Source organism: Paenibacillus sp. HGF5 (assembly GCF_000204455.1).
GTDB lineage: Bacteria > Bacillota > Bacilli > Paenibacillales > Paenibacillaceae > Paenibacillus_AQ > Paenibacillus_AQ lautus_A.
Genome location: NZ_AEXS01000125.1, coordinates 1 through 18,892, shown reverse-complemented (window position 1 = coordinate 18,892; position 18,892 = coordinate 1). Strand labels below are relative to the sequence as shown.

Below are 18,892 nucleotides of genomic sequence, written 5' to 3'. Positions count from 1 at the left end.
CAGAAAGCAGAGGGTGGAACATGAGCAACGATACGAAAATAGAAGATTACGAACGGGAGCCCGTACCCCAGCATTTGCGGAAATCATGGCTCTCGATGGCATTCGTCTGGATTGCGATCGGCATTGACCTGTCCGCGATGTTCCTGGGTGCGCAGCTCGGCGCGGGTATGAGCATCGGCGACTCGCTGACGGCGGTCATCGTCGGTTCAGCCATATTGGGCATGATCGGGGCTGTCTGCGCATATGTAGGAGCCAAAACGGGCCTGTCGACGGCCATGATCAGCCGGTTTCTGTTTGGGAACCAAGGGGCGCTAATCGTCTCGATCATTCTCGGCATTTCATCGCTGGGCTGGTTCGGCGTTCAGGTCGGCTTCTTCGCTTCCAACTTCCAGACGGCGTTAAGCGAGCTATGGGGCTGGCATTGGTCGCTCTGGGTACTGTCGATCATTGGCGGACTTCTCATGATGTCCACAGCGATCTGGGGCTACAGGGCGATTGAAAAACTAAGCGTCTGGTCGGTACCGCTGCTCGTCGTGTTTATCATTATCGCGCTGGTGATGGCGCTTAACGGGGAAGGCGGAAGCACCGTCTGGGCACCGTTCGAGGGTGAGGCTCTGCCGATGGGGACGGCGATTTCGCTGGTTATCGGTATCTTTATCCTGGGAACGGCGCTGTCCCCTGACATCGCGCGCTGGGCCAAAACGCCAAAGCATGCCGTTACCGCAGCGTTTATCGGTTTCTTTGTCGGCAACAGCTTCATGACCATCATTGCGATTTTCCTGTCGCGTACGATGGATTCCGACGATCTGACGGGCATTCTGCTGACGCTTGGACTCGGTATTCCGGCAATCATCGTGCTGACGCTGGCACAATGGACGACCAATACGAACAATTTATATTCCGCGGGACTGGGCTTCTCCGTTGTCTTCAAGCGGGTACCTAAATCCGTGATCACGATTATCGCAGGTCTCATTGCGACCGCACTTGCTTGCTTTGGCATTTATGACCGGTTCATGACGTTCCTGACGTACATTACGATGCTTGTCGCACCGCTGGGCGGCATTTATACGGCTGAGTATTTGTTGGTGAACAAAAATAGATTCTCGTTTGACGGACTGGACAGCAATCGGAGCTGGATTCCCCGCTCCATCGTCGTATGGGTCATCGCCACGTTCTTCGGCTTCATGACAACGATGGCCCCGGATGGGCTCGGATGGTTCCAGGTGACGCAGGTTCCGGCGCTGGACAGCTTCTTGATGGCATTTATCGTACAAGCAATCATAGGCAAATGGGTAGTAAAGAAGGGATGAAAGCATGAACAAAGCAACCAGATTAACCACATTGGATGAACAAGCCATTGAATATATCGCGATCGGAGCTGCGGTGCTTGGCACGGGCGGCGGCGGAGATCCGCATGTCGGAAAATTGATGGCTATGGAGGCGATCCGCAAGTTTGGCCCGATCCGAATCGCCCAGCTCGAGGAGCTGGACGATGAAGGGCTTATCGTGCCGGTATCGATGATCGGAGCACCGACGGTGATGCTGGAGAAAATCCCTTCGGCTGAACAGCTGACCAAACCGCTTGACCTGATGGAAAAAGAGCTCGGCCGCAAGGTGGATGCCGTTATGCCGATCGAGGTCGGCGGCGGCAACTCGCTCGTTCCGGTCATTGCGGCGGCACAGCGGGGAATTCCGCTCGTCGATGCCGATGCGATGGGGCGTGCGTTTCCCGAATCGCAGATGGTGACATTCCATCTGGAAGGCATCCCCTGCAGCCCCGTGGCGATGGCGGACGAGCGCGGCAACAGCGCGCTGATGCATACGATTGACGGCGTGTGGGAAGAACGGATGGCGCGTGCGCTGACGGTGGAGATGGGGGGTTCTGCCTCCATCTGCGATTATCCGGTATCCGGCGCGCAGGTGAAGCAGAGCGCGATCGGCGGCACGCTGACGCTCGCCTATGAGATCGGGCGGACGCTGTTCGAAGCGAAGCAGCAGAAGCTGAATCCTGTGCGCGAATTGCTCGCGAAGCTGAATGGCCATGCCTTGTTCCATGGCAAGGCCGTGGATATCCGTCGCCGCATGGACGGCGGTTTTACGCGCGGCGAAGCGGTATTCGAAGGTACCGGCGAAAACAAGGGAACAACGATGCGGCTGTTTTTCCAGAATGAGTTCCTGCTCGCCACCGTTGACGATCAACCGCTCGCCATTACGCCTGATCTGATTACGCTGTTGGATCAGGATACGGGCATGCCGGTGACCACGGAGAACTTGAAGTATGGTGCCCGGGTGACGGCAGCAGGGTTGCCATGCGACGACAAATGGCGCACGCCAAAAGGCATTGAGACGGCCGGGCCGAGATATTTCGGTTATGACTTTGATTATGTGCCGATCGAGACGTTGGCTTCGAAAGGAGGTGCGGCGAAATGACCAAGACTACAACTTCTAATGCAAACCGGAATTACCGCATCGGCATTGATGTGGGAGGGACGAATACGGACGCCGCCCTGCTGGATTCCGACTTGCGCTGCGTGCACAAGGTGAAGGTCCATACAACTGCCGACGTGAACGAAGGCATTGTGGAAGCCGTTCGCCGGCTGCTGCACGAAAGCGGCGTGAATGGAGCAGACATTCGCTATGCGATGCTCGGCACCACGCATTGCACCAATGCCATCGTGGAGCGCAAGCATCTCGGCCGGGTCGGGCTGATTCGCATCGGCGCTCCGGCCACGACGGCGGTTCCGCCGCTGGCCGGCTGGGACGAATCGCTGCGCGCAGCAGTTGGGCCGCATAGCTATGTCGCCTCAGGCGGCTATGAGTATGACGGCCGCAAGATCGCCAACTTGGATGAAGAGGAGATCGCCGAACTGTGCCGCCGGATGAGCGGCGAAGTCGACGCTGTGGCGGTATGCGGCGTATTTGCTCCTGTGAATCGTGAGCAGGAGAAGCGCGTTGGAGAGATCGTGCGCGAGGTGTTGGGTTCGGACATGCCGGTTACCTACTCCAGCGAGATCGGCAGCATCGGATTGCTGGAGCGGGAGAATGCTTCCGTGCTGAACGCGGCGCTGCTGCAAGTCATTGCGGGCGTGGTGCGCGGATTTGAGGAAGCGCTGAACGGCTTCGGCATCCATGCCCAGCTGTACATTTGCCAGAATGACGGCACGTTGATGAAGAGCGAATATGCACTCCGCTACCCGATTCTGACGATTGCGTGCGGACCGACGAATTCGATTCGGGGCGCGGCGCACTTGTCCGGGCTGAGCGACGCGCTGGTCGTTGACATCGGCGGCACGACGACGGATATCGGCGTGCTCGTGCAAGGCTTCCCGCGCCAGTCGTCGGCAGCGGTGGATATCGGCGGCATTCGCACGAATTTCCGGATGCCGGACATTTTGTCCATTGGCCTTGGCGGCGGCACGATCGTCCGGCTGGACGACGCAGGCGGCGTAACGGTTGGCCCGGACAGCGTGGGCTACAAGCTGACGACACGGGCCCGCATCTTTGGCGGAGATACGCTGACGACAACGGACGTAGCCGTGAAGATGGGACGGGCCGCATGGCCGGGCACAAACGCGGATGCAGTGGACGAAGCTGTATGCGGCAAAGTGGACGCGGTCATGCAGCAGATTCTGGAGGATGCCATTGACCGGATGAAAACAAGTGCCGACCCGGTCGATGTCATTCTGGTTGGCGGCGGCAGTCTGTTGGTGCCGGATACGCTGGCAGGGGCAAGCCGTATCATCCGCCCGGACAATTATGATGCGGCGAATGCAATCGGCGCAGCGCTGGGAGAGGTTAGCGGCGAGTCGGAGCGGATCTATTCGCTGGACGACTGGAGCTATGACGACGTCATCCGCGACGCGAAGGAGAGCGCCATGAACGAGGCAACGGCAGCTGGCGCGAATCCGGAGACCGTACAGATCGTATCCGTCGAGGACATTCCGATTGCGTATTTGCCGGGCAATGCGCTGCTCGTGAAAGTGAAAGCCGCGGGTAAGCTGTAACGCGTTAGGCATGCGCTTCGCTCGGCAGCTTTGCGCCACATGAGAAGTGTGTGCATAGCGACCGGCATCCATCTAATGGTGCTCGGCGGCGAATGGCGTGCGAACAGAATAACATGAAATGGTGATACGGAACGAAGCCGTATCACCATTTTTTTATTCCGAGAGTATGACTCCCCTGATGAATCAACCATCTTCTTTTTGATATTTTCCATGATGATGCCGGTCCGAGATAAGGAAAATACACACAGTGAAGTCAAATGTTTTTTCAAGGAACATCCTCGACTCAGATATTTAAATATGCCACAATAAAGGATCAGGGCCACAGGGAAATGGACCCTAGGCACGACAATGCAAGCCAAGATCACTTACCAATTTGCGTTCCAATAATTTATACTAATTAAGCCAGATTATATTGAAGGAGCTGCCGAATCGGATATGAACAAAAAAGAAGTCGCCAATATACGCAAGCAATTTAAGCTGGATCACGATTTAATGAATATTTACGATATTCTCAATGTCTATATTACAAAGGAAACGAATGAAATCTATCATTGGGAGCGCCTGCCGTTCGAGCTGGTGGATCGGGAGAAGCAAGAGTTATACATGGGGAATTTCAAAAAACTGCTGACCGGCGAGCTGGATCAAAAATTGTTCGAATTGAGGTTCCAGGAAGCAGCGGAGGAACCGGCGCAGGTCATGCTTCACCAAGCGCTCGTGTCGGGTGATCCGGAAGAATGGCAGGACTTGATGCTGATGCTGGTGGATCGAATGCTGAAGGATGCCCAATATGAGCGGGATATGGTGGTCACGTTCGTACGGGGACAGTATTATTTGCCGACCAAGGCGAGAAACGATGAAGCGGAAGAGAGCGAGAAGAACGAGGTGTTCGCCCATCCGTTCATTTTATGCAGCATGAATTCTACGGAGAAACAACGGAAGACGCTCTTGTTCGATTATGTGGAGCGGGAGTTCAAGTACAATGTCATTGTAGATCCGATTATCAAGTTAAGTGCGCCAGAGCAAGGATTCCTGTATCCTAGCGTGACGGACAATTATTCCGATGTGAATCGTATTTTGTATTGTACGGGAAAATCGAATTTTCCGGATCCGCATTTTGTCGAGCAGGTCTTGAACGGGGAGAGATCCGTGACGGCACTTGAAGAGCGAGCGATCTTCGAGGATATCGTCAAGGAAGTGGCCGGCGAACAGCTCGATTCAGCCACCATTGCCCAGGTGTACGAGGAAATCAACCGGGTGATCGAAATAAACGAAGAGACGAAGGAGGAAGAACCTCCGAAGCTGGATTATAAAGATCTGGAGCGCGTGCTGAACGCAAGCGGCGTAGAAGACGTGACAACCGAGAAGGTGGAGCGGGCATTCGAAACCATCGTGGACAACAAGAACTATGAGATGAAAGCAACCAGCGTCATGCCGAAGTATACTACCAAATCCATTAAGATCGAAACCAAGGTAGCTACGATTTCGGTGAGCCCGCAGGATTTAAGGTATGTCAAACAGGTGAATTTCCAAGGTAAACGCTGCATCATGATTGAAGTCGACGAAGATGTCGCGATTGAAGGATTTACGCTGGCTTCAGAGACGCTTTTATAGACTCGTTCATCGTATAAGATTCAGCAATTGATGTGGACAAACTCATTCAAAGTATTGTCTGGGAAGTAAGCCTAAACATCAATCATACGGAGATCCTACTGATTATAATAAAACGGTTGTCGAAATAACTTCGGCAGCCATTTTTTTATATGTTTTTAAGAAGAACTGATTCCGAAATCCATAAGTTATTGTTGCTAAGGAGAAAAAAAAGGGATTTACTAAAATTGCCTTTTTTCTTCAAAGTGTAATTTTAAGAGTTGTTAATGCGTTAGTATGTATAATAACGTAAAAATGGAGGTTTATAATGAGAAAAAATAGCAAGGTGCTTATTATAATGATCCTGTTAAGTATCCCGCTTCTAATAATCTCCTGTAGTCATTCAACAGACAAAAAACCTAGTGCATCTGAAAATCCCCAAGAGACTAATGAACCAACTTTCAAGATAGATAGCGAGGAGGTTTCTAGTATTACCGTTTATAGTTATGAAGCAAAGAGACAAGAATCTGCAGACATAAGTAGACGAGAGGACATTGAAACTGTAGTCAATATTCTTAATTCAAACACGATAGAAGAAAATCCGCATACATTGGCTAATTATCGTGATCTTGAAATTCATATGAAGAATGGCTCGACATTAATATTAATGCTCGGTAATGGTCCTCAAATTTCTGTAGAGAACACTGGAACTTTCAAAATTGAAACTCCAGAGGATCATTCGAAGTTAAAACAACTGATTGAACGTGTAGAAAAAGAATATTAGTCAAATAAAAGAGAAGCTTCAGATATACCGAAGTTTCTTTTTTTATACCCTGTAGTTCAGCGTGTGCTTGATTAAAGCTATGCATTGTGAATTCCAAGGAGAAGCAGCGGATAACGCTGCGGCGATAAAGACCCTTCCGAAGACCGATACGTAAATACATCGGCTGCAGGAAGCGGCATCTATAAGATGGGATATGATGGATATAAAGTGTAACTAGCGTTAGCTGGCAGTGATGGTTCTAGATAAGAGACTGGGAGTGGCGATGGAGCTATTTCCGAAAATCCAATACGGGGAGATGTACGAAGTGACGACGTTAATCGAATTCAAAAAGGTAACCAAGGCCTATCCAATCGGCGAAGTGACGATTCAAGCCCTGGCGGGTGTTGACTTCTCCATATTAGAGGGGGAATTCGTCGTGATTTTAGGGGCCAGCGGGGCAGGGAAAAGCACGATTTTGAACATTCTCGGCGGGATGGATACGGCTACCTCGGGACAAGTGTTTGTTGGAGATCAAGAGATTACGGGATGGAGCGAGAAGAGATTAACCGAATACCGCGGCGAGCAGGTTGGCTTCGTATTTCAATTCTATAACCTGATTCCGAATTTAAATGCGCTGGAGAACGTGGAATTTGCGACAGAGGTATGTAAGGACCATCTGGATGCACGAGATATTTTACAAAAGGTTGGACTAATGGATCGTTTGAAGAACTTCCCTTCCCAGCTCTCTGGCGGCGAACAGCAAAGAGTTGCGATCGCAAGAGCGGTTGCCAAGAATCCCGCGCTGCTCCTCTGCGACGAACCCACCGGTGCTCTGGATTATGTAACAGGAAAGTCCGTCTTAAAGCTTCTGCAAGATTTGAACCAGGAAACGAAGACATGCGTCGTGCTGGTCACCCATAACTCGGCCATCGCGCCGATGGCGGATAAAGTGATCCGCGTCAAGAGCGGAAGAATCGAGAGCATCACGATCAATGAGCACAAACAAAGCGTTGAAGGGATCGAGTGGTGATGAAGATTTTATTGTTGAAATTATTACGGGACATGAAACAGTCGGTGGGACAATTCATAGCCATAGTTTTGGTCATCGCGGTGGGAGCTTTTTTCTACACGGGGCTGGTTACCTTGAGCGACAATCTTAGCGGCTATACGAAGGGGTATTTTCAAGAGCATAATCTAAGCGACTTGAATGTTTATTACAGTCAAATTTCCGCAGAGGATGTGGCGGATTTACGAAGCATTGATGGCATTCAACATATCGAAGGGCGTTATACCGTCCAGGCCGAACAGGCTTTTGAAGATGATAAAACTGCATTAACGGTGCATTCGATCCCTGTACCGAATGAAATCAACACGTCCAGGATGATGGAGGGCAGGATGCCAGCCGAGCCGAATGAGATCCTGTTGGACTCCCACTATGCCGAGGCGCATCATTACCGTGTCGGTGATTCCATCACCCTCCGTGTGAATGACAAGGACAAGACGTTCACGATCAGCGGCTTGAATGAGAACGTGGAGCATGCCAAGAAGAACGAAACCCAGGACCACCAAGCTTATGGAATCGCTTATATCCCCGAAGAGACCATTCCTGAAATCGCAGGCGGCTTGTTCTACAATGAGATCCTGATTGATGCCAAGGACGGTTACGACATGGACCAGTTAGGCCAGGCCATTGAAGCACATTCCCAGTCACTCCCTTATGTAAGCCAGGTTAGCAAAGAACGGACCTTCAACTATTCCCAGACCCAGCAAACGATTCATAATAACAAGCTGATGAGCAGGGTGATCCCGATCGTACTCTTTTTGATTGAAGCGGTGATCCTGTTTCTAATCATGTCGAGGATTATCGATTCCCAGCGAAATCAAGTGGGCATTATGAAGGCATTAGGCGTGAAAAAAAGAAGCATCATGCTGCATTACATGGGCTACCCCGTGCTGACAGGCGTCATCGGCTCCATCCTGGGCTATGCCATCGCTGCCGCCCTGTTCATTCCACTCATAACAACGTCGATTGGAAGATCTTACTCCCTACCTGACCTGACGTTCTCCCTTTCGTTCTTTACGCTCCTACCTCCGATGATCTGCTCCAGTGCGTTTGGCATGCTGTCCTGCTATTTCAGCGGTAGAGCGATTTTGCAAGAACGTGCTGCGCAGGCAATGCGTCCGAAGCCACCCAAGAAGATGAAGAGGCTGCTCATCGAGAAAATTCCTGGGATGTGGAGTCGACTCCCTTACAGTTACAAGATCATTCTAAGAAATATCTTCTTAAATAAACAAAAAGCACTCGCAAGCTCCGTTGGCGTTGTGGTCAGTACGGTTTTGTTGATCACGGCTTTCGGCACGCAGACAGCCCTGCTCAAGGTAGCTGGCCAGATCGAAGAGGTAAATACGTATGATTTACGAGTCGATTATGCAATGGGATCGTTTCCGGATCCGGCAGCACTGCCCTCCGGCATTGCAGACCATTATAGGTTGTCCACCTACCCGGTGGAACTCATCCAAGGGGAAAACAAAGAAAATGCTTCGCTTGTGGTTACGGAGCAGGATAATGAGCTGATTCGCTTTTATGATGAACAAGGCAATCGCCTATCGTTAGAAGATCATGGCGTGCTGGTACCGAAATCTTATGCGGATCAGTATCATATAGCAGAAGGGGATACGATCCAGCTACAATTCACCGCACCCGAGCTTAACCAAACCATCGTTGATATGAAGGTTACGGATATCTCCACACAGTATTCGAATCCGTCGTTCTACAGCACACCGGGCTATATGAAGAGTTTGGGTATCGACTACGATCCTTCCTCTATGTTAGTGAGCGTCCATAGCGCTGCCGATCTGGCGGGCGTTCGCAGCTTCTTCGAACAAGACCCGCAGGTAGAAGCTATTGCGGACAAGGATGATCTGAAGAAATCAGCACAATATATGCTGAAGCAAAACAGCTTTATTTTCATCATGTTTATCATCTGTGCCGTCATTCTGTCCTTCGGCGCCATCTACACGATCTCTTCCATCAACATTTATGAAAGGAATCGTGAGCTTGCCACCCTGAAGGTATTAGGCTATCCCAAACGTAAAACCCACAGGCTGATCTTCTCTGAGAACATGCTGTTAACCGCTTTTGCGGTCATTGTTGCCCTGCCGATCAGCGGTTATGTCTATTCCATCATAATCCAGGCGCTTTCGAGTACGCATCAGCAAATTCCGGATCAATTAAACCTTGTGATTATGCTGGCATCGGTTGCGCTGGCATTCTTCCTGACTCTCCTCTCCAACCTCATGCTTCGGAAAAAAGTGACGCGGATTCACATGATCGAGTCGTTGAAGGGTGTGGAGTGAATGGTATTTCCACAAGTAGTAGAGAGTAGCGATATGAAGGAGTAACTGCTCGCGATACAGATGCTGACGGTGCCGTACGTGGAGTATCATGCTGAGAACATGCGGCACATCATGAGATGATCGCTAACCTGCTGTTCGAGTTGGGACAGGAGTGGGGATCAACCCGCGTTGGATGACAAGTTCAAAGGCTGCCCATTCGGGCAGCCCTTTTGCTGTGTCTTTTTCCGGTAATCCAAGTGTACGGGCTGCAGCACCTTGATCTATAATAAGGGACGTGCATGCAATGGCAAAATTCAATCGCGAATGGAATAGGAGAACAAATGATGAAACAAAAAAATGGCCGTCATCGGCCTGAAAGTGGATTTAATCGACTATACAGTATGCTTGCTAAGATGCCGTTATTGGATTATCTTCAAGACGGCTTAGATATGTTACGTATACGACATGTCATTGAGAAGAGGGATGTAAAAACAGTAAAGTGAGTAAATTGGCGGTGTGGCTTGAAGCTACATTGTCTTTTTTATGTATCATATACATATACCAGTGTATTGATTAAAATGTAGAATATGGTATACGAACAATCGCTAAAGTTTGACAAACGTCTGCATCCAGCGTACGGGGGATGGTATAAAAAAATTCCACAGCATTTCCATCTCCACACCAAGATTTTTTATAAAGTTCTTATTATTAGCGCAATAAACACGAAAAAAAGTTGCAACCTTTAAGCGAATCATCGAAAAAATATGAGGTAATATAAGGAGATAAATATAAAAAGAGCAGTGTATAAACTGCCCTGTTGTCTATTAGTAATCTGACCATGATTCGAGTATTCCGTTATAGAAGTGGAGATAAGTATCACCATATATCCATTGATCCATTGTTAATGTATTACTTGAATAAGAAGATGTATCATTTGGTCTTCCCCATGATAACAATACCTGATCTTGATTCATACCAATAGCAATTTTTTGCTGTACTATTCTATTCCAAGTGGCATCGCTCCATTTAGGATAAATGCTTTTTGGGTTAACAGTATAAAACCCATTTCTAATCACTATACCAGGATCATCATAAAAGGGTAGCTTAAAAGTGACAGCTGCTCCACTTGATCTTTTCGCTTCAACGAGAAGGGTTTTTCCTTTCATCTTTACAGATTTGAAATAAACCTTCTCTATATTTAATAATGGATTAGACGAGGGTAGATAGTTTTTATCTGCCCAATAATATTTTCCTGAGTAGATGTAGTTGATTGTTTCATACAAGAAATAACTACAGAAGGAATCAGGCTCTGAGCCAATTACTATTTCTTCAATCACTTTTCCATTATTCAACAATATCTTAAACGCTACACTATTTCCACTGTACGGAAGAATCTCGATTACACGCCCAACTTGTTCCCCCTCATATATGTACACTTTTTTGCCCATGAAAGTTTTTAGATTGTCATTCTTTACTTGTTTTATCTGAGAGATTAATTTATCTGATTTAGCTTTACCCTCATTATTGCTCCATAGGAAAATTGTATTAGGCTCATATTCATGTTTACCAGAGTACCCTGTTATCTTATAAAGGTAATCTAGTTTTATATAAGTGACCCCGTCTAATAAAACTGAGTTACTATTATTTATTTTATATGTTCCTTTTTTTGATTTAACTGTTATTGGCTTGGCGTAGTTTATCGTTATGTCTTTAAACTTAGAAATTATCTTTACAGGAACATACGTTCCATGATTTTTAATTCCATCGATAGTATAGGATTTTTCGCGTGTTACAAGAATTTCACCATCTAAAAAAACTGCAATTTCATCAGATATATAAGCATTGTTTGGCACAACGTTTGAAGCGGCATTAGCTTCTGTTTTGGGAATTAAAATTGAAAAAAATGATGCTAATAGAATAATAGGAAAAATTAGTGCTTTCTTCATATTTACCTCCGGAATTAGTGGATTGTAGTTAAGTATAAAGTAACATATATGAACTTTGGTTACTAGCAAGATCTTCTTGTTTATGGCTAATAGAGAGGGGTGAGATACAAACATTTTTAGTGTTGTTGTGAACGGATAATTGAATTCTCTTTGAGTAGTAGTCTATGAATTCTATGAATTCCTTATGGTATAATTATCCCTAAACTTAAAACTAGATAGAGGGGGATCAAATGAATACAAAAATTAATGAGAGACCACCCGCTGTTTTTATATCATATATTGGACAACGCCCCAGCATGAGAATGGGTATATAGTTTAGCGGAGAGGCTTAGAGCTGTAGATGGAATTGATGTTAAATTAGATAAATGGGATTTAAGGGAAGGATATGGCGAGTTTGTGGGTTTCGGTACCTTGGAGCAGGTTCAAGACGAGGTTTCCGCATACGGTGCATGTGGAGAGAGTGGCGGAGTTGGTAAGTAAGTATACAGGTTTAAATCACATCCAGTTGAGGTGATCCATGGTGTTCGTGCAATGTAGCAGTTTCATCACGCTCGGCCTGTAAAGGATGACGTAACCCTCTTGGCGCCTTTGCAGGCTGGGCCTTATCCCAAGGGGCGTGATGGAATGAAAAGCAAAGGCAACAATCGTACTCGTTCGTATTACCGTCATCATCGACGGAGAGTGATCCAGCGTAAGAGCAGGCTTGCTAAACAGCTTGGTTGGCATGCCAAGTTTACAGGTGAGTTTGCTAAGGGGAAGATTCATTGCTCTTGCAAATATTGCAGAGTCAAATCGAGAGAAATCGGATGGCCAAAGTCTGAACTTGTAAAACTTGCGCGTATGAATGAGTTTAATAGTTTGGAGTAGGGTGTTAGGTTTAGTGTGGGAAAGGCCGTAGATGGTACAGTCTATGGTCTTTTGTTTTGCTCAACGATATTCAATAAAAAAACGGCAGGGTATACCCTGCCGCTTGCTCTACTCCAGATCCTCTAGAATGTATGTGAAAACATCGTCTACAAGCTTCACGATACTGCGTATTTCCTTATCGAACGTTGAGCTGGTAATTGTTCCTTTATTATAAGAGTCGACGTTCAGCTTGACTCCGGAAGTTTTGGCTAAAGAAACTTCTTTAACTTGTCCATTGAGTTCTTTTTTCGTTTCCGCTGTTTCCTTATTGCAGACTTTCTTTGCTTCACTAAGACTTTTCTTGGCCTTGTCAAGTGTTGCCTTCATCTGACTCAGTTCCGTTTTGCTGGTTTTGGACTTCTTGAGGTTGTTGTACTTGGTTGTCAGCTGCTTGGATTGATTCGTGAGGGTGATTACATCGGAGCACACAGGAGCTTTATATCTCCGTATAGCAGACTTAACTTCCTTTAACCTCTTGTTGTATTCCTCAAAGTATATCTTATTAACCTCGGAGATCGACATTTTGATGGAGGGCGGGGCGGCATAAGCCTGTGACGGGAGAATTAAGATAGCGAGCATCAACAAAAGGGCTAAAGTCTTCTTCATTTATGTATGAACACCTCTCTATAAGTAGTAACATTATCATACCTTAATTTGGGACTAATCAATAGATAGAGAAAAGGATATTCACAGGCTCCCACAGAATACATGAAGCTGCAATCATTTTTGAGATTTGAAGGGGATTTGAAATGAAGACGAAATTAATCATGGTTGAGGGCTTGCCGGGATTCGGGAAATCAACGACGTCTCGTATGATTCATGCCATTCTTTCCGAGCACAACATCGAGTCCCGGCTGGTGGTGGAGGGGGATACAGACCACCCGGCGGATTATGAGGGAACCGCGTGTCTGACGGAAGAGGAATTCGGGCAGTTGCTGGAAGTCGCAGGCCCTTTTAAAGAAATATGGATCGAACGGGCTGTCAAAAAAGGCAGCTGGAACCTCTTGCCCTACCAGAAGCTGAAGAACGAATATGGCGCTTCTTTTCCGGATGACCTTTATCATTCGTTGGCTAAAAAGGATATTTACGAGCTCCCGCTGGACCTCAACCGGTGGCTCATCACCGATCGGTGGGAGGCATTTGCCGAGCAGGCGCTGCATGAGCCTACCGTCGCGATTTTTGAGTGCTGTTTCATTCAGAATCCGGTGACCGTCGGTATGGTGAAGCATGATGCGCCGGAAGATCAAGTGACGGACTACGTGCTGGGGCTGGAAAAAGCGGCCCTTCCGCTAAATCCCCTCCTGTTCTACATTGAGCAGAACGACCTGGAATACGCATTCCGCAAGGCCATCCGGGAACGCCCGGAGGATTGGTCCACAGGGTTCGTTCATTACTACACTGGACAGGGCTATGGCAAACATCACGGTCTGGAAGGCGTCGAAGGGACTCTGCAAGTATTGGAAGCCCGGCGCGAGTTGGAGCACAGGATCTTGAACAAGCTCGGACTGAACAAGGAGTTAATCAATAACTCCCTTTACGACCAAGAGAACTATAGAGCCATGCTAATAGACAAGCTGAAGCTGCATGGGATCATCCCATAATATTTTTCATAGATAAGGAAGGACGGTTTAATGAAGCACTTATTCATGATCATGATGCTTTACATGACGGCTCTATTGGTAGGCTGTGATAAGGAACCCGGTTGGGAGACGATGCAGCTACTTGATGAAAAGGTTGCCGAGATTCGGATTTCAACGTTCGAGACATGGGACGAGATGAATGGGGATACACTGTTGTCCTTTAAGGAAGCGAAAGATGTAAGAGCGTTTGAGGAAGCGATCCGTACCGCCCGCAAGCAGCCGGATGATGCCAAACGTACGGACCCGGATTACGATGTGATGGTCGTCTATGCCCAGCAATCTCCGATCCATGCCATCAAGCTGTGGTTGGGGGAAGAGGGTCAGGAAAGTGTGTTCAGCTACGGGTTCAAAGATTGGGGAGAAGATGTATATGTGGTTTCCGCCAAACATACGGATCGGATGAGAGAGCTTATTTTGTCAGAGGGGCGTTAAAGCCGTCATCGAGCCCCTCTCTTTGACCGACACTGAATGCCTCATATCCCATAAAATAACGATTTGGATGTATAAAATCAGGGGATTGGGAGATGAATGATATCATCATTCAGGAGGCGATGAAGTGAAAAAGTTGACCAACAAGTTAAAATATATGGCTGGAGCGTTTCTTGCCGGAGCCCTGCTGATTATAGGGATTATGTTCGCTGCTGCGAATCCCGAAGGAACCTTAGGTACGATTCAACACGCGATGTCTAAAATAAGCCACTTCGTTAACGGCAAGGACAACGCCACCGCTGACGGCCCATCTGAGAAACAAGGGACGGCGACCTCGGATCCTAAGATTCCTACCGACAGCAGCGATGCGCCAGCTCGCATGGTTTCAGATCCGGTTAACCAACCCGTGTACTGGGGCGAGGCTTCCAGGAAAGAATCCCTGGGGCAGCCTGTAGTCAAGCTGTACAATGCGGCGGGCGAGCCGGTTGGCTCTGCTACCTTGGAGCAGATCCATGACGGGGTGAGGGTGAAGATTACCGCATCCGGCCTCACTCCAGGCAAGCATGGGTTCCATGTGCATGAGAATGCAATTCAGGGAACGGATTTTAAATCTGCCGGAGGGCATTTTAATCCAACCCACAAGCATCATGGCCTAGAGAATCCGCAAGGAAGCCATGTCGGCGACATGCCGAACCTGGTCGTGGGCGCAGACGGCACCGTGGAAGCGGAGACGATCATTCAGCATGGCACGCTCGAAAAGAACCAGCCGAACTCGGTGCTGGGACGCTCGTTGATCATTCATGCCGGCGAGGATGATAATGTTACCGACCCGGCGGGCAATTCCGGGGACCGTGTGGCTGGCGGGAATATCCCGGAATAATCTGAAAAGTTGCAGCACATGCGGTTTGCTGCATATGAAATTCCAGTGAAAAACGCATCTCCACAAGGAGGTGCGTTTTTTTGATGGCTGGGCAACGAAAGATGATTGAAGGAACTGGTGGTGTGCTTTATATAAGGTGAAAACGAATCGTCATAGAGGCTTGCAACAGATTCGCGACATAATCAATTAGCATGCTAGCGATTCCTATAGAAAGGGGGCTTTCTCAATTCGATAGCAATTTCTTCTTGGCCCGTGTGGTAGACGATGTTGTTGTCTTTGCACGCTAGAAGCTCTTTGGTCGCCTCGGAAGGGTCTTGAATGGCCCGAACAAGAGCAACCTCGTCAACGTACTGTATGTTGTCTTCGGTATGTGAATTAAGGATTTCTAACAAGACATATTGATCGGGATAAATCGAACGCACCTCACGCCATTGCATTGTGATCACTCCCATTCGTTTATTGTAATTTCCGCTTTGATGGGTGAAATGTGAAGATTATCTTGATTATATCTTATATCAGGAACAAAGAATCGCTCACATTTTGGAGTTGTCGAAACTGCGGGAGTCTATAGGAGTATGGGATAAGGAGCTAGGGGATGCTATGCTGTATTCTGGCGTGAAATTGCATCAGGAATTGTGGCTGGATGAGCTGCTGCAGGATTCAGGCTCGTTGACTCCAGGTGTGTGAGAAGGCTGAGCCCTTAGATGATAAACCAAATAGATTCTACAAGACTAGTGTCTTGATTCACGGTAACCATTCCTTACTTAAGAGGAGTGGTTTTACTTATTGCGCTTGTAACGATTTGAGTTTTTCCTCATTACACGTAGGGAGCCTTCTTCAAGGGATTTTCTGATATGATACAATACAGATACATAATTAACCATGTAAAGGATGAGAATCTATGCCGGTTTACAATAAGCTAGTTCGGGATCTGATTCCCCAAGTAATTGAAGCTACAGGCAAAGAATTTCGCACACGGATCTTGGATGAGGAAGAGTATAAGAAAGAATTGATCATAAAGCTTAAAGAAGAGTCGGAGGAATACTTTACCGCTGATAGTTCAAAGGAGTCATTGGAAGAACTTGCAGATATGCTTGAGGTTATCCGGGCATTGGTGGTCGTACATGGAGCAACATGGGAAGAGCTTGAAGCCTTGAGAGAGAAGAAGGCGGAAGCTCGAGGCGGATTCCAGGAACGGGTGTATCTAATCGATGTCGACGACAACGCTTAATGTCAAACTGATTACGGAAAACTTAGCAGATGATTTAATTACCGGGATGCAGAATGCTTCAGGAATCTATATTATGACTTCGTTCGTTATGCAGTCGGGAGCGCGTTTATTGGCGCCGCATTTGAAAGGTGCGATCGAACGGGGAGCTGAAGTAAAGGTTCTCGCTGGGGATTCGTTACGCAGCCTGAAGGTTTGCAGGCATTACGTGATATCGATACCCGACTGGAGGCAAGGTTATGGCGCAGTATGGGAACTTCCTTTCACCCCAAAGCCTATTTGTTTGACTACGAAAACGGTGAAGGGCTCCTTATCGTCGGTTCCTCTAACTTCTCCATGTCCGCCATGAGAATGGGGATGGAGTGGAACCTGGCTATGAATGCAAAGGCCGAGCAGCAGGTTGGCCGGGGGCTGCGGTTATCGGAGCGAAAGACGCACTGCACAATCATTGACCTCATCGGAAATTATCGTAATGCGGACGTGAAGCTTCGATTATTCGCAAATGACGGTGAAGGAAAGAAAACGGCAAAGGAACCGATCATCCCGACTGTGCCAGATGGATGCGAACTCCATTTGGAGACATCTGTTGTTAACCTTCTGGATGAACTAAGCCGTAAGAAACTGCCGCATTGTGAGCGTCTGCACCGTTCTTTCCTGGATCTCAAGAATGAGTTCGGTCGAATCCCTACATATTTGGAACTTCACCTTCATGGTAGCTCGAACAGCTGGGAATATCGGAATGAATTCGGTTCTTATTTCGGCTTTCTCCCCTGGGCCGAATGCTTAACGAAGGAAGAAAAGGAGATTTATTATCAATATGAGGCTTGGATACGTGATGTCGAGAAGACCGCTATGACCAAGAGTTATAAAATGATCGTGCTCCTTTATATGCTCGAGCGTGGGCCCGAACATTGGGCAGAATCAGTTACTCCTCAGGAAGTAGCGCCATTCTTCCACGAATACCTAATGGAAAAGGAATACCGGAGAAGAATCGATTTCTCCGATAAGGATTCGAAACGACTCTGGGAGTACAATGAGACTGGAGTTAGCCAGCTAATCGAGCGGATGCCAATGACGAAATGGGGCTCGGCTAAAGGAAGTATGACCCGCTTCGAAGATGGTGTGTTTAGTCTAAGAATTGAACCTGCTCCCGAGCATCGATCCATTTTGCACCGGTGGACGAAGGAAATTTGCCTATATAGGCTGCATCATCATTTTGAACGTAAAGAGCAGCAGCAGGGACCCCTTCAGTGATGAGGGGGCTATTCCCTAACTTAGTGTGGTGGTTTTAAAAACTGCCGTTAGTCAACTAACAGATAGGATTGGTTGAGTTCATACGAGGAGAACCATACCATAAGTGACGGCGAAAAATTGGGCTCATAATAAGTTGCTATTGCTGATCCATATATTTACCGCTCCTTTTGATTCGTATGTTATAATTTACAGAGAACTTGCATTAAGTGCAAAGAACGTAATGGGATTTTAATTGATATTATATTGATGAGGAGACGCTCTTTCTCGTTCATAGAGAGCATTTTCTAATAGCCTTGCCATCGCCGTAGTGCATGCACTACGGCTTCATGTCGGGCACAGTACTTAGACTGGAGGAAAGGTATTATGAACCCGGTAGAGATCGAAGCAGCTGTTTCCGATTTGGCAATCCAACCGTTTGATAAAGATGAGTTTCCGTTCGCCTTCCTGCGGGCGTTCGGGAACAAGGAAACGACAATCAAACGCTTGCGCTCAGGCGAATCGAATAAGTCGGACCTTGGCGGTGTCCTGCAAACGAATAACATTCATATCGCGGTCGCTCAACCTGGCGAAGTTTCCAAGACCCTTGCTTTGCTGAAAAAAAGCAGGGCAACAACTAGGGGGAAAGCCCGATATATTCTTGCTACTGACGGAGTGGATTTTCAGGCGGAGGAACTTGATTCCGATGAGCCACCACTTGTCTGTGCCTATCAGGATTTCCCGAATCACTTTGGTTTTTTCTTGCCACTTGCCGGCATCACGACAGTTAAGCAGGTAAGAGACAGTTCTTTTGATATCCGTGCGACAGGTCGGTTGAACCGGCTCTATGTTGAGCTACTGAAAGACAATCCGGAGTGGGGAACATCCGAACGGCGTCATGAGATGAACCACTTTATGGCTCGACTGATATTTTGCTTTTTTG

At 47.7% G+C, this 18,892-nt stretch carries 17 protein-coding genes; 14 read left to right on the top strand and 3 right to left on the bottom strand.

Annotated elements, in window-relative coordinates:
* Positions 1–20 precede the first annotated feature (20 nt).
* The 7 genes from HMPREF9412_RS19410 to HMPREF9412_RS19380 all read left to right on the top strand — a co-directional run bounded on the left by HMPREF9412_RS19410 (position 21) and on the right by HMPREF9412_RS19380 (position 9,711).
* A complete protein-coding gene (locus tag HMPREF9412_RS19410) occupies positions 21–1,310 on the top strand; it encodes a cytosine permease (RefSeq protein WP_009593406.1) in 1,290 nt (429 codons plus the stop codon).
* 4 nt (positions 1,311–1,314) lie between these two features.
* Positions 1,315–2,430 carry a DUF917 domain-containing protein gene (locus tag HMPREF9412_RS19405; protein WP_009593419.1) on the top strand — a complete coding sequence of 372 codons (1,116 nt, stop codon included), beginning with the start codon at positions 1,315–1,317 and terminating at the stop codon, positions 2,428–2,430.
* Positions 2,427–4,004 (top strand): hydantoinase/oxoprolinase N-terminal domain-containing protein, encoded by a 1,578-nt coding sequence (locus HMPREF9412_RS19400; protein ID WP_009593418.1) that lies wholly within the window; start codon positions 2,427–2,429, stop codon positions 4,002–4,004. The genes HMPREF9412_RS19405 and HMPREF9412_RS19400 overlap by 4 nt, the downstream gene beginning before the upstream one ends.
* Before the next feature lie 435 nt (positions 4,005–4,439).
* Positions 4,440–5,615: a DUF4317 domain-containing protein gene (locus tag HMPREF9412_RS19395; protein ID WP_009593422.1), complete on the top strand. Its 1,176-nt coding sequence runs from the start codon at positions 4,440–4,442 to the stop codon at positions 5,613–5,615.
* Positions 5,616–5,919: 304 nt separating this feature from the next.
* A complete protein-coding gene (locus HMPREF9412_RS19390) occupies positions 5,920–6,375 on the top strand; it encodes a hypothetical protein (RefSeq protein WP_036672783.1) in 456 nt (151 codons plus the stop codon).
* Positions 6,376–6,679: 304 nt separating this feature from the next.
* Complete coding sequence (locus tag HMPREF9412_RS19385) at positions 6,680–7,384, top strand: ABC transporter ATP-binding protein (RefSeq protein WP_085981273.1); 705 nt, start codon at positions 6,680–6,682, stop codon at positions 7,382–7,384.
* Positions 7,384–9,711, top strand: a complete 2,328-nt coding sequence (locus tag HMPREF9412_RS19380) for an ABC transporter permease (protein WP_036672781.1) — start codon at positions 7,384–7,386, stop codon at positions 9,709–9,711. The genes HMPREF9412_RS19385 and HMPREF9412_RS19380 overlap by 1 nt, the downstream gene beginning before the upstream one ends.
* Positions 9,712–10,514: 803 nt before the next feature.
* Here the strand turns inward: HMPREF9412_RS19380 and HMPREF9412_RS19375 are convergent.
* Positions 10,515–11,636 (bottom strand): hypothetical protein, encoded by a 1,122-nt coding sequence (locus HMPREF9412_RS19375; RefSeq protein ID WP_009593410.1) that lies wholly within the window; start codon positions 11,634–11,636, stop codon positions 10,515–10,517.
* Between the two features lie 975 nt (positions 11,637–12,611).
* On the bottom strand, positions 12,612–13,148 hold the full coding sequence (locus tag HMPREF9412_RS19370) for a hypothetical protein (RefSeq protein ID WP_009593424.1): 537 nt from the start codon (positions 13,146–13,148) through the stop codon (positions 12,612–12,614).
* A 143-nt stretch (positions 13,149–13,291) separates the two neighbouring features.
* Between HMPREF9412_RS19370 and HMPREF9412_RS19365 the strand changes: the two genes are divergently transcribed.
* The 3 genes from HMPREF9412_RS19365 (at position 13,292) to HMPREF9412_RS19355 (ending at position 15,491) form a co-directional block, all read left to right on the top strand.
* Positions 13,292–14,143, top strand: coding sequence for a hypothetical protein (locus tag HMPREF9412_RS19365; protein ID WP_009593398.1), 852 nt, complete (start codon positions 13,292–13,294; stop codon positions 14,141–14,143).
* Positions 14,144–14,173: 30 nt separating this feature from the next.
* Entirely contained in the window at positions 14,174–14,614 is a 441-nt protein-coding gene (locus HMPREF9412_RS19360) for a hypothetical protein (RefSeq protein WP_009593405.1), read from the top strand.
* A gap of 124 nt (positions 14,615–14,738) precedes the next feature.
* Positions 14,739–15,491, top strand: coding sequence for a superoxide dismutase family protein (locus tag HMPREF9412_RS19355; protein WP_009593416.1), 753 nt, complete (start codon positions 14,739–14,741; stop codon positions 15,489–15,491).
* A 194-nt stretch (positions 15,492–15,685) separates the two neighbouring features.
* Here HMPREF9412_RS19355 and HMPREF9412_RS19350 read toward each other — a convergent pair whose 3' ends face one another.
* Complete coding sequence (locus HMPREF9412_RS19350) at positions 15,686–15,928, bottom strand: hypothetical protein (protein ID WP_036672778.1); 243 nt, start codon at positions 15,926–15,928, stop codon at positions 15,686–15,688.
* Positions 15,929–16,031: 103 nt separating this feature from the next.
* Between HMPREF9412_RS19350 and HMPREF9412_RS32980 the strand changes: the two genes are divergently transcribed.
* The 4 genes from HMPREF9412_RS32980 to HMPREF9412_RS19335 form a co-directional block, all read left to right on the top strand.
* The gene (locus tag HMPREF9412_RS32980) at positions 16,032–16,178 is read left to right on the top strand and encodes a hypothetical protein (RefSeq protein WP_175320783.1); all 147 of its coding nucleotides are present in this window, start codon (positions 16,032–16,034) and stop codon (positions 16,176–16,178) included.
* 214 nt (positions 16,179–16,392) lie between these two features.
* Positions 16,393–16,722: a nucleoside triphosphate pyrophosphohydrolase gene (locus HMPREF9412_RS19345; protein WP_009593400.1), complete on the top strand. Its 330-nt coding sequence runs from the start codon at positions 16,393–16,395 to the stop codon at positions 16,720–16,722.
* 192 nt (positions 16,723–16,914) lie between these two features.
* Positions 16,915–17,973, top strand: a complete 1,059-nt coding sequence (locus tag HMPREF9412_RS19340; protein ID WP_009593408.1) for an RNA helicase — start codon at positions 16,915–16,917, stop codon at positions 17,971–17,973.
* A 363-nt stretch (positions 17,974–18,336) separates the two neighbouring features.
* On the top strand, positions 18,337–18,892 hold a 556-nt coding region (locus HMPREF9412_RS19335; protein ID WP_009593412.1), incomplete at its 3' end, for a type IIL restriction-modification enzyme MmeI.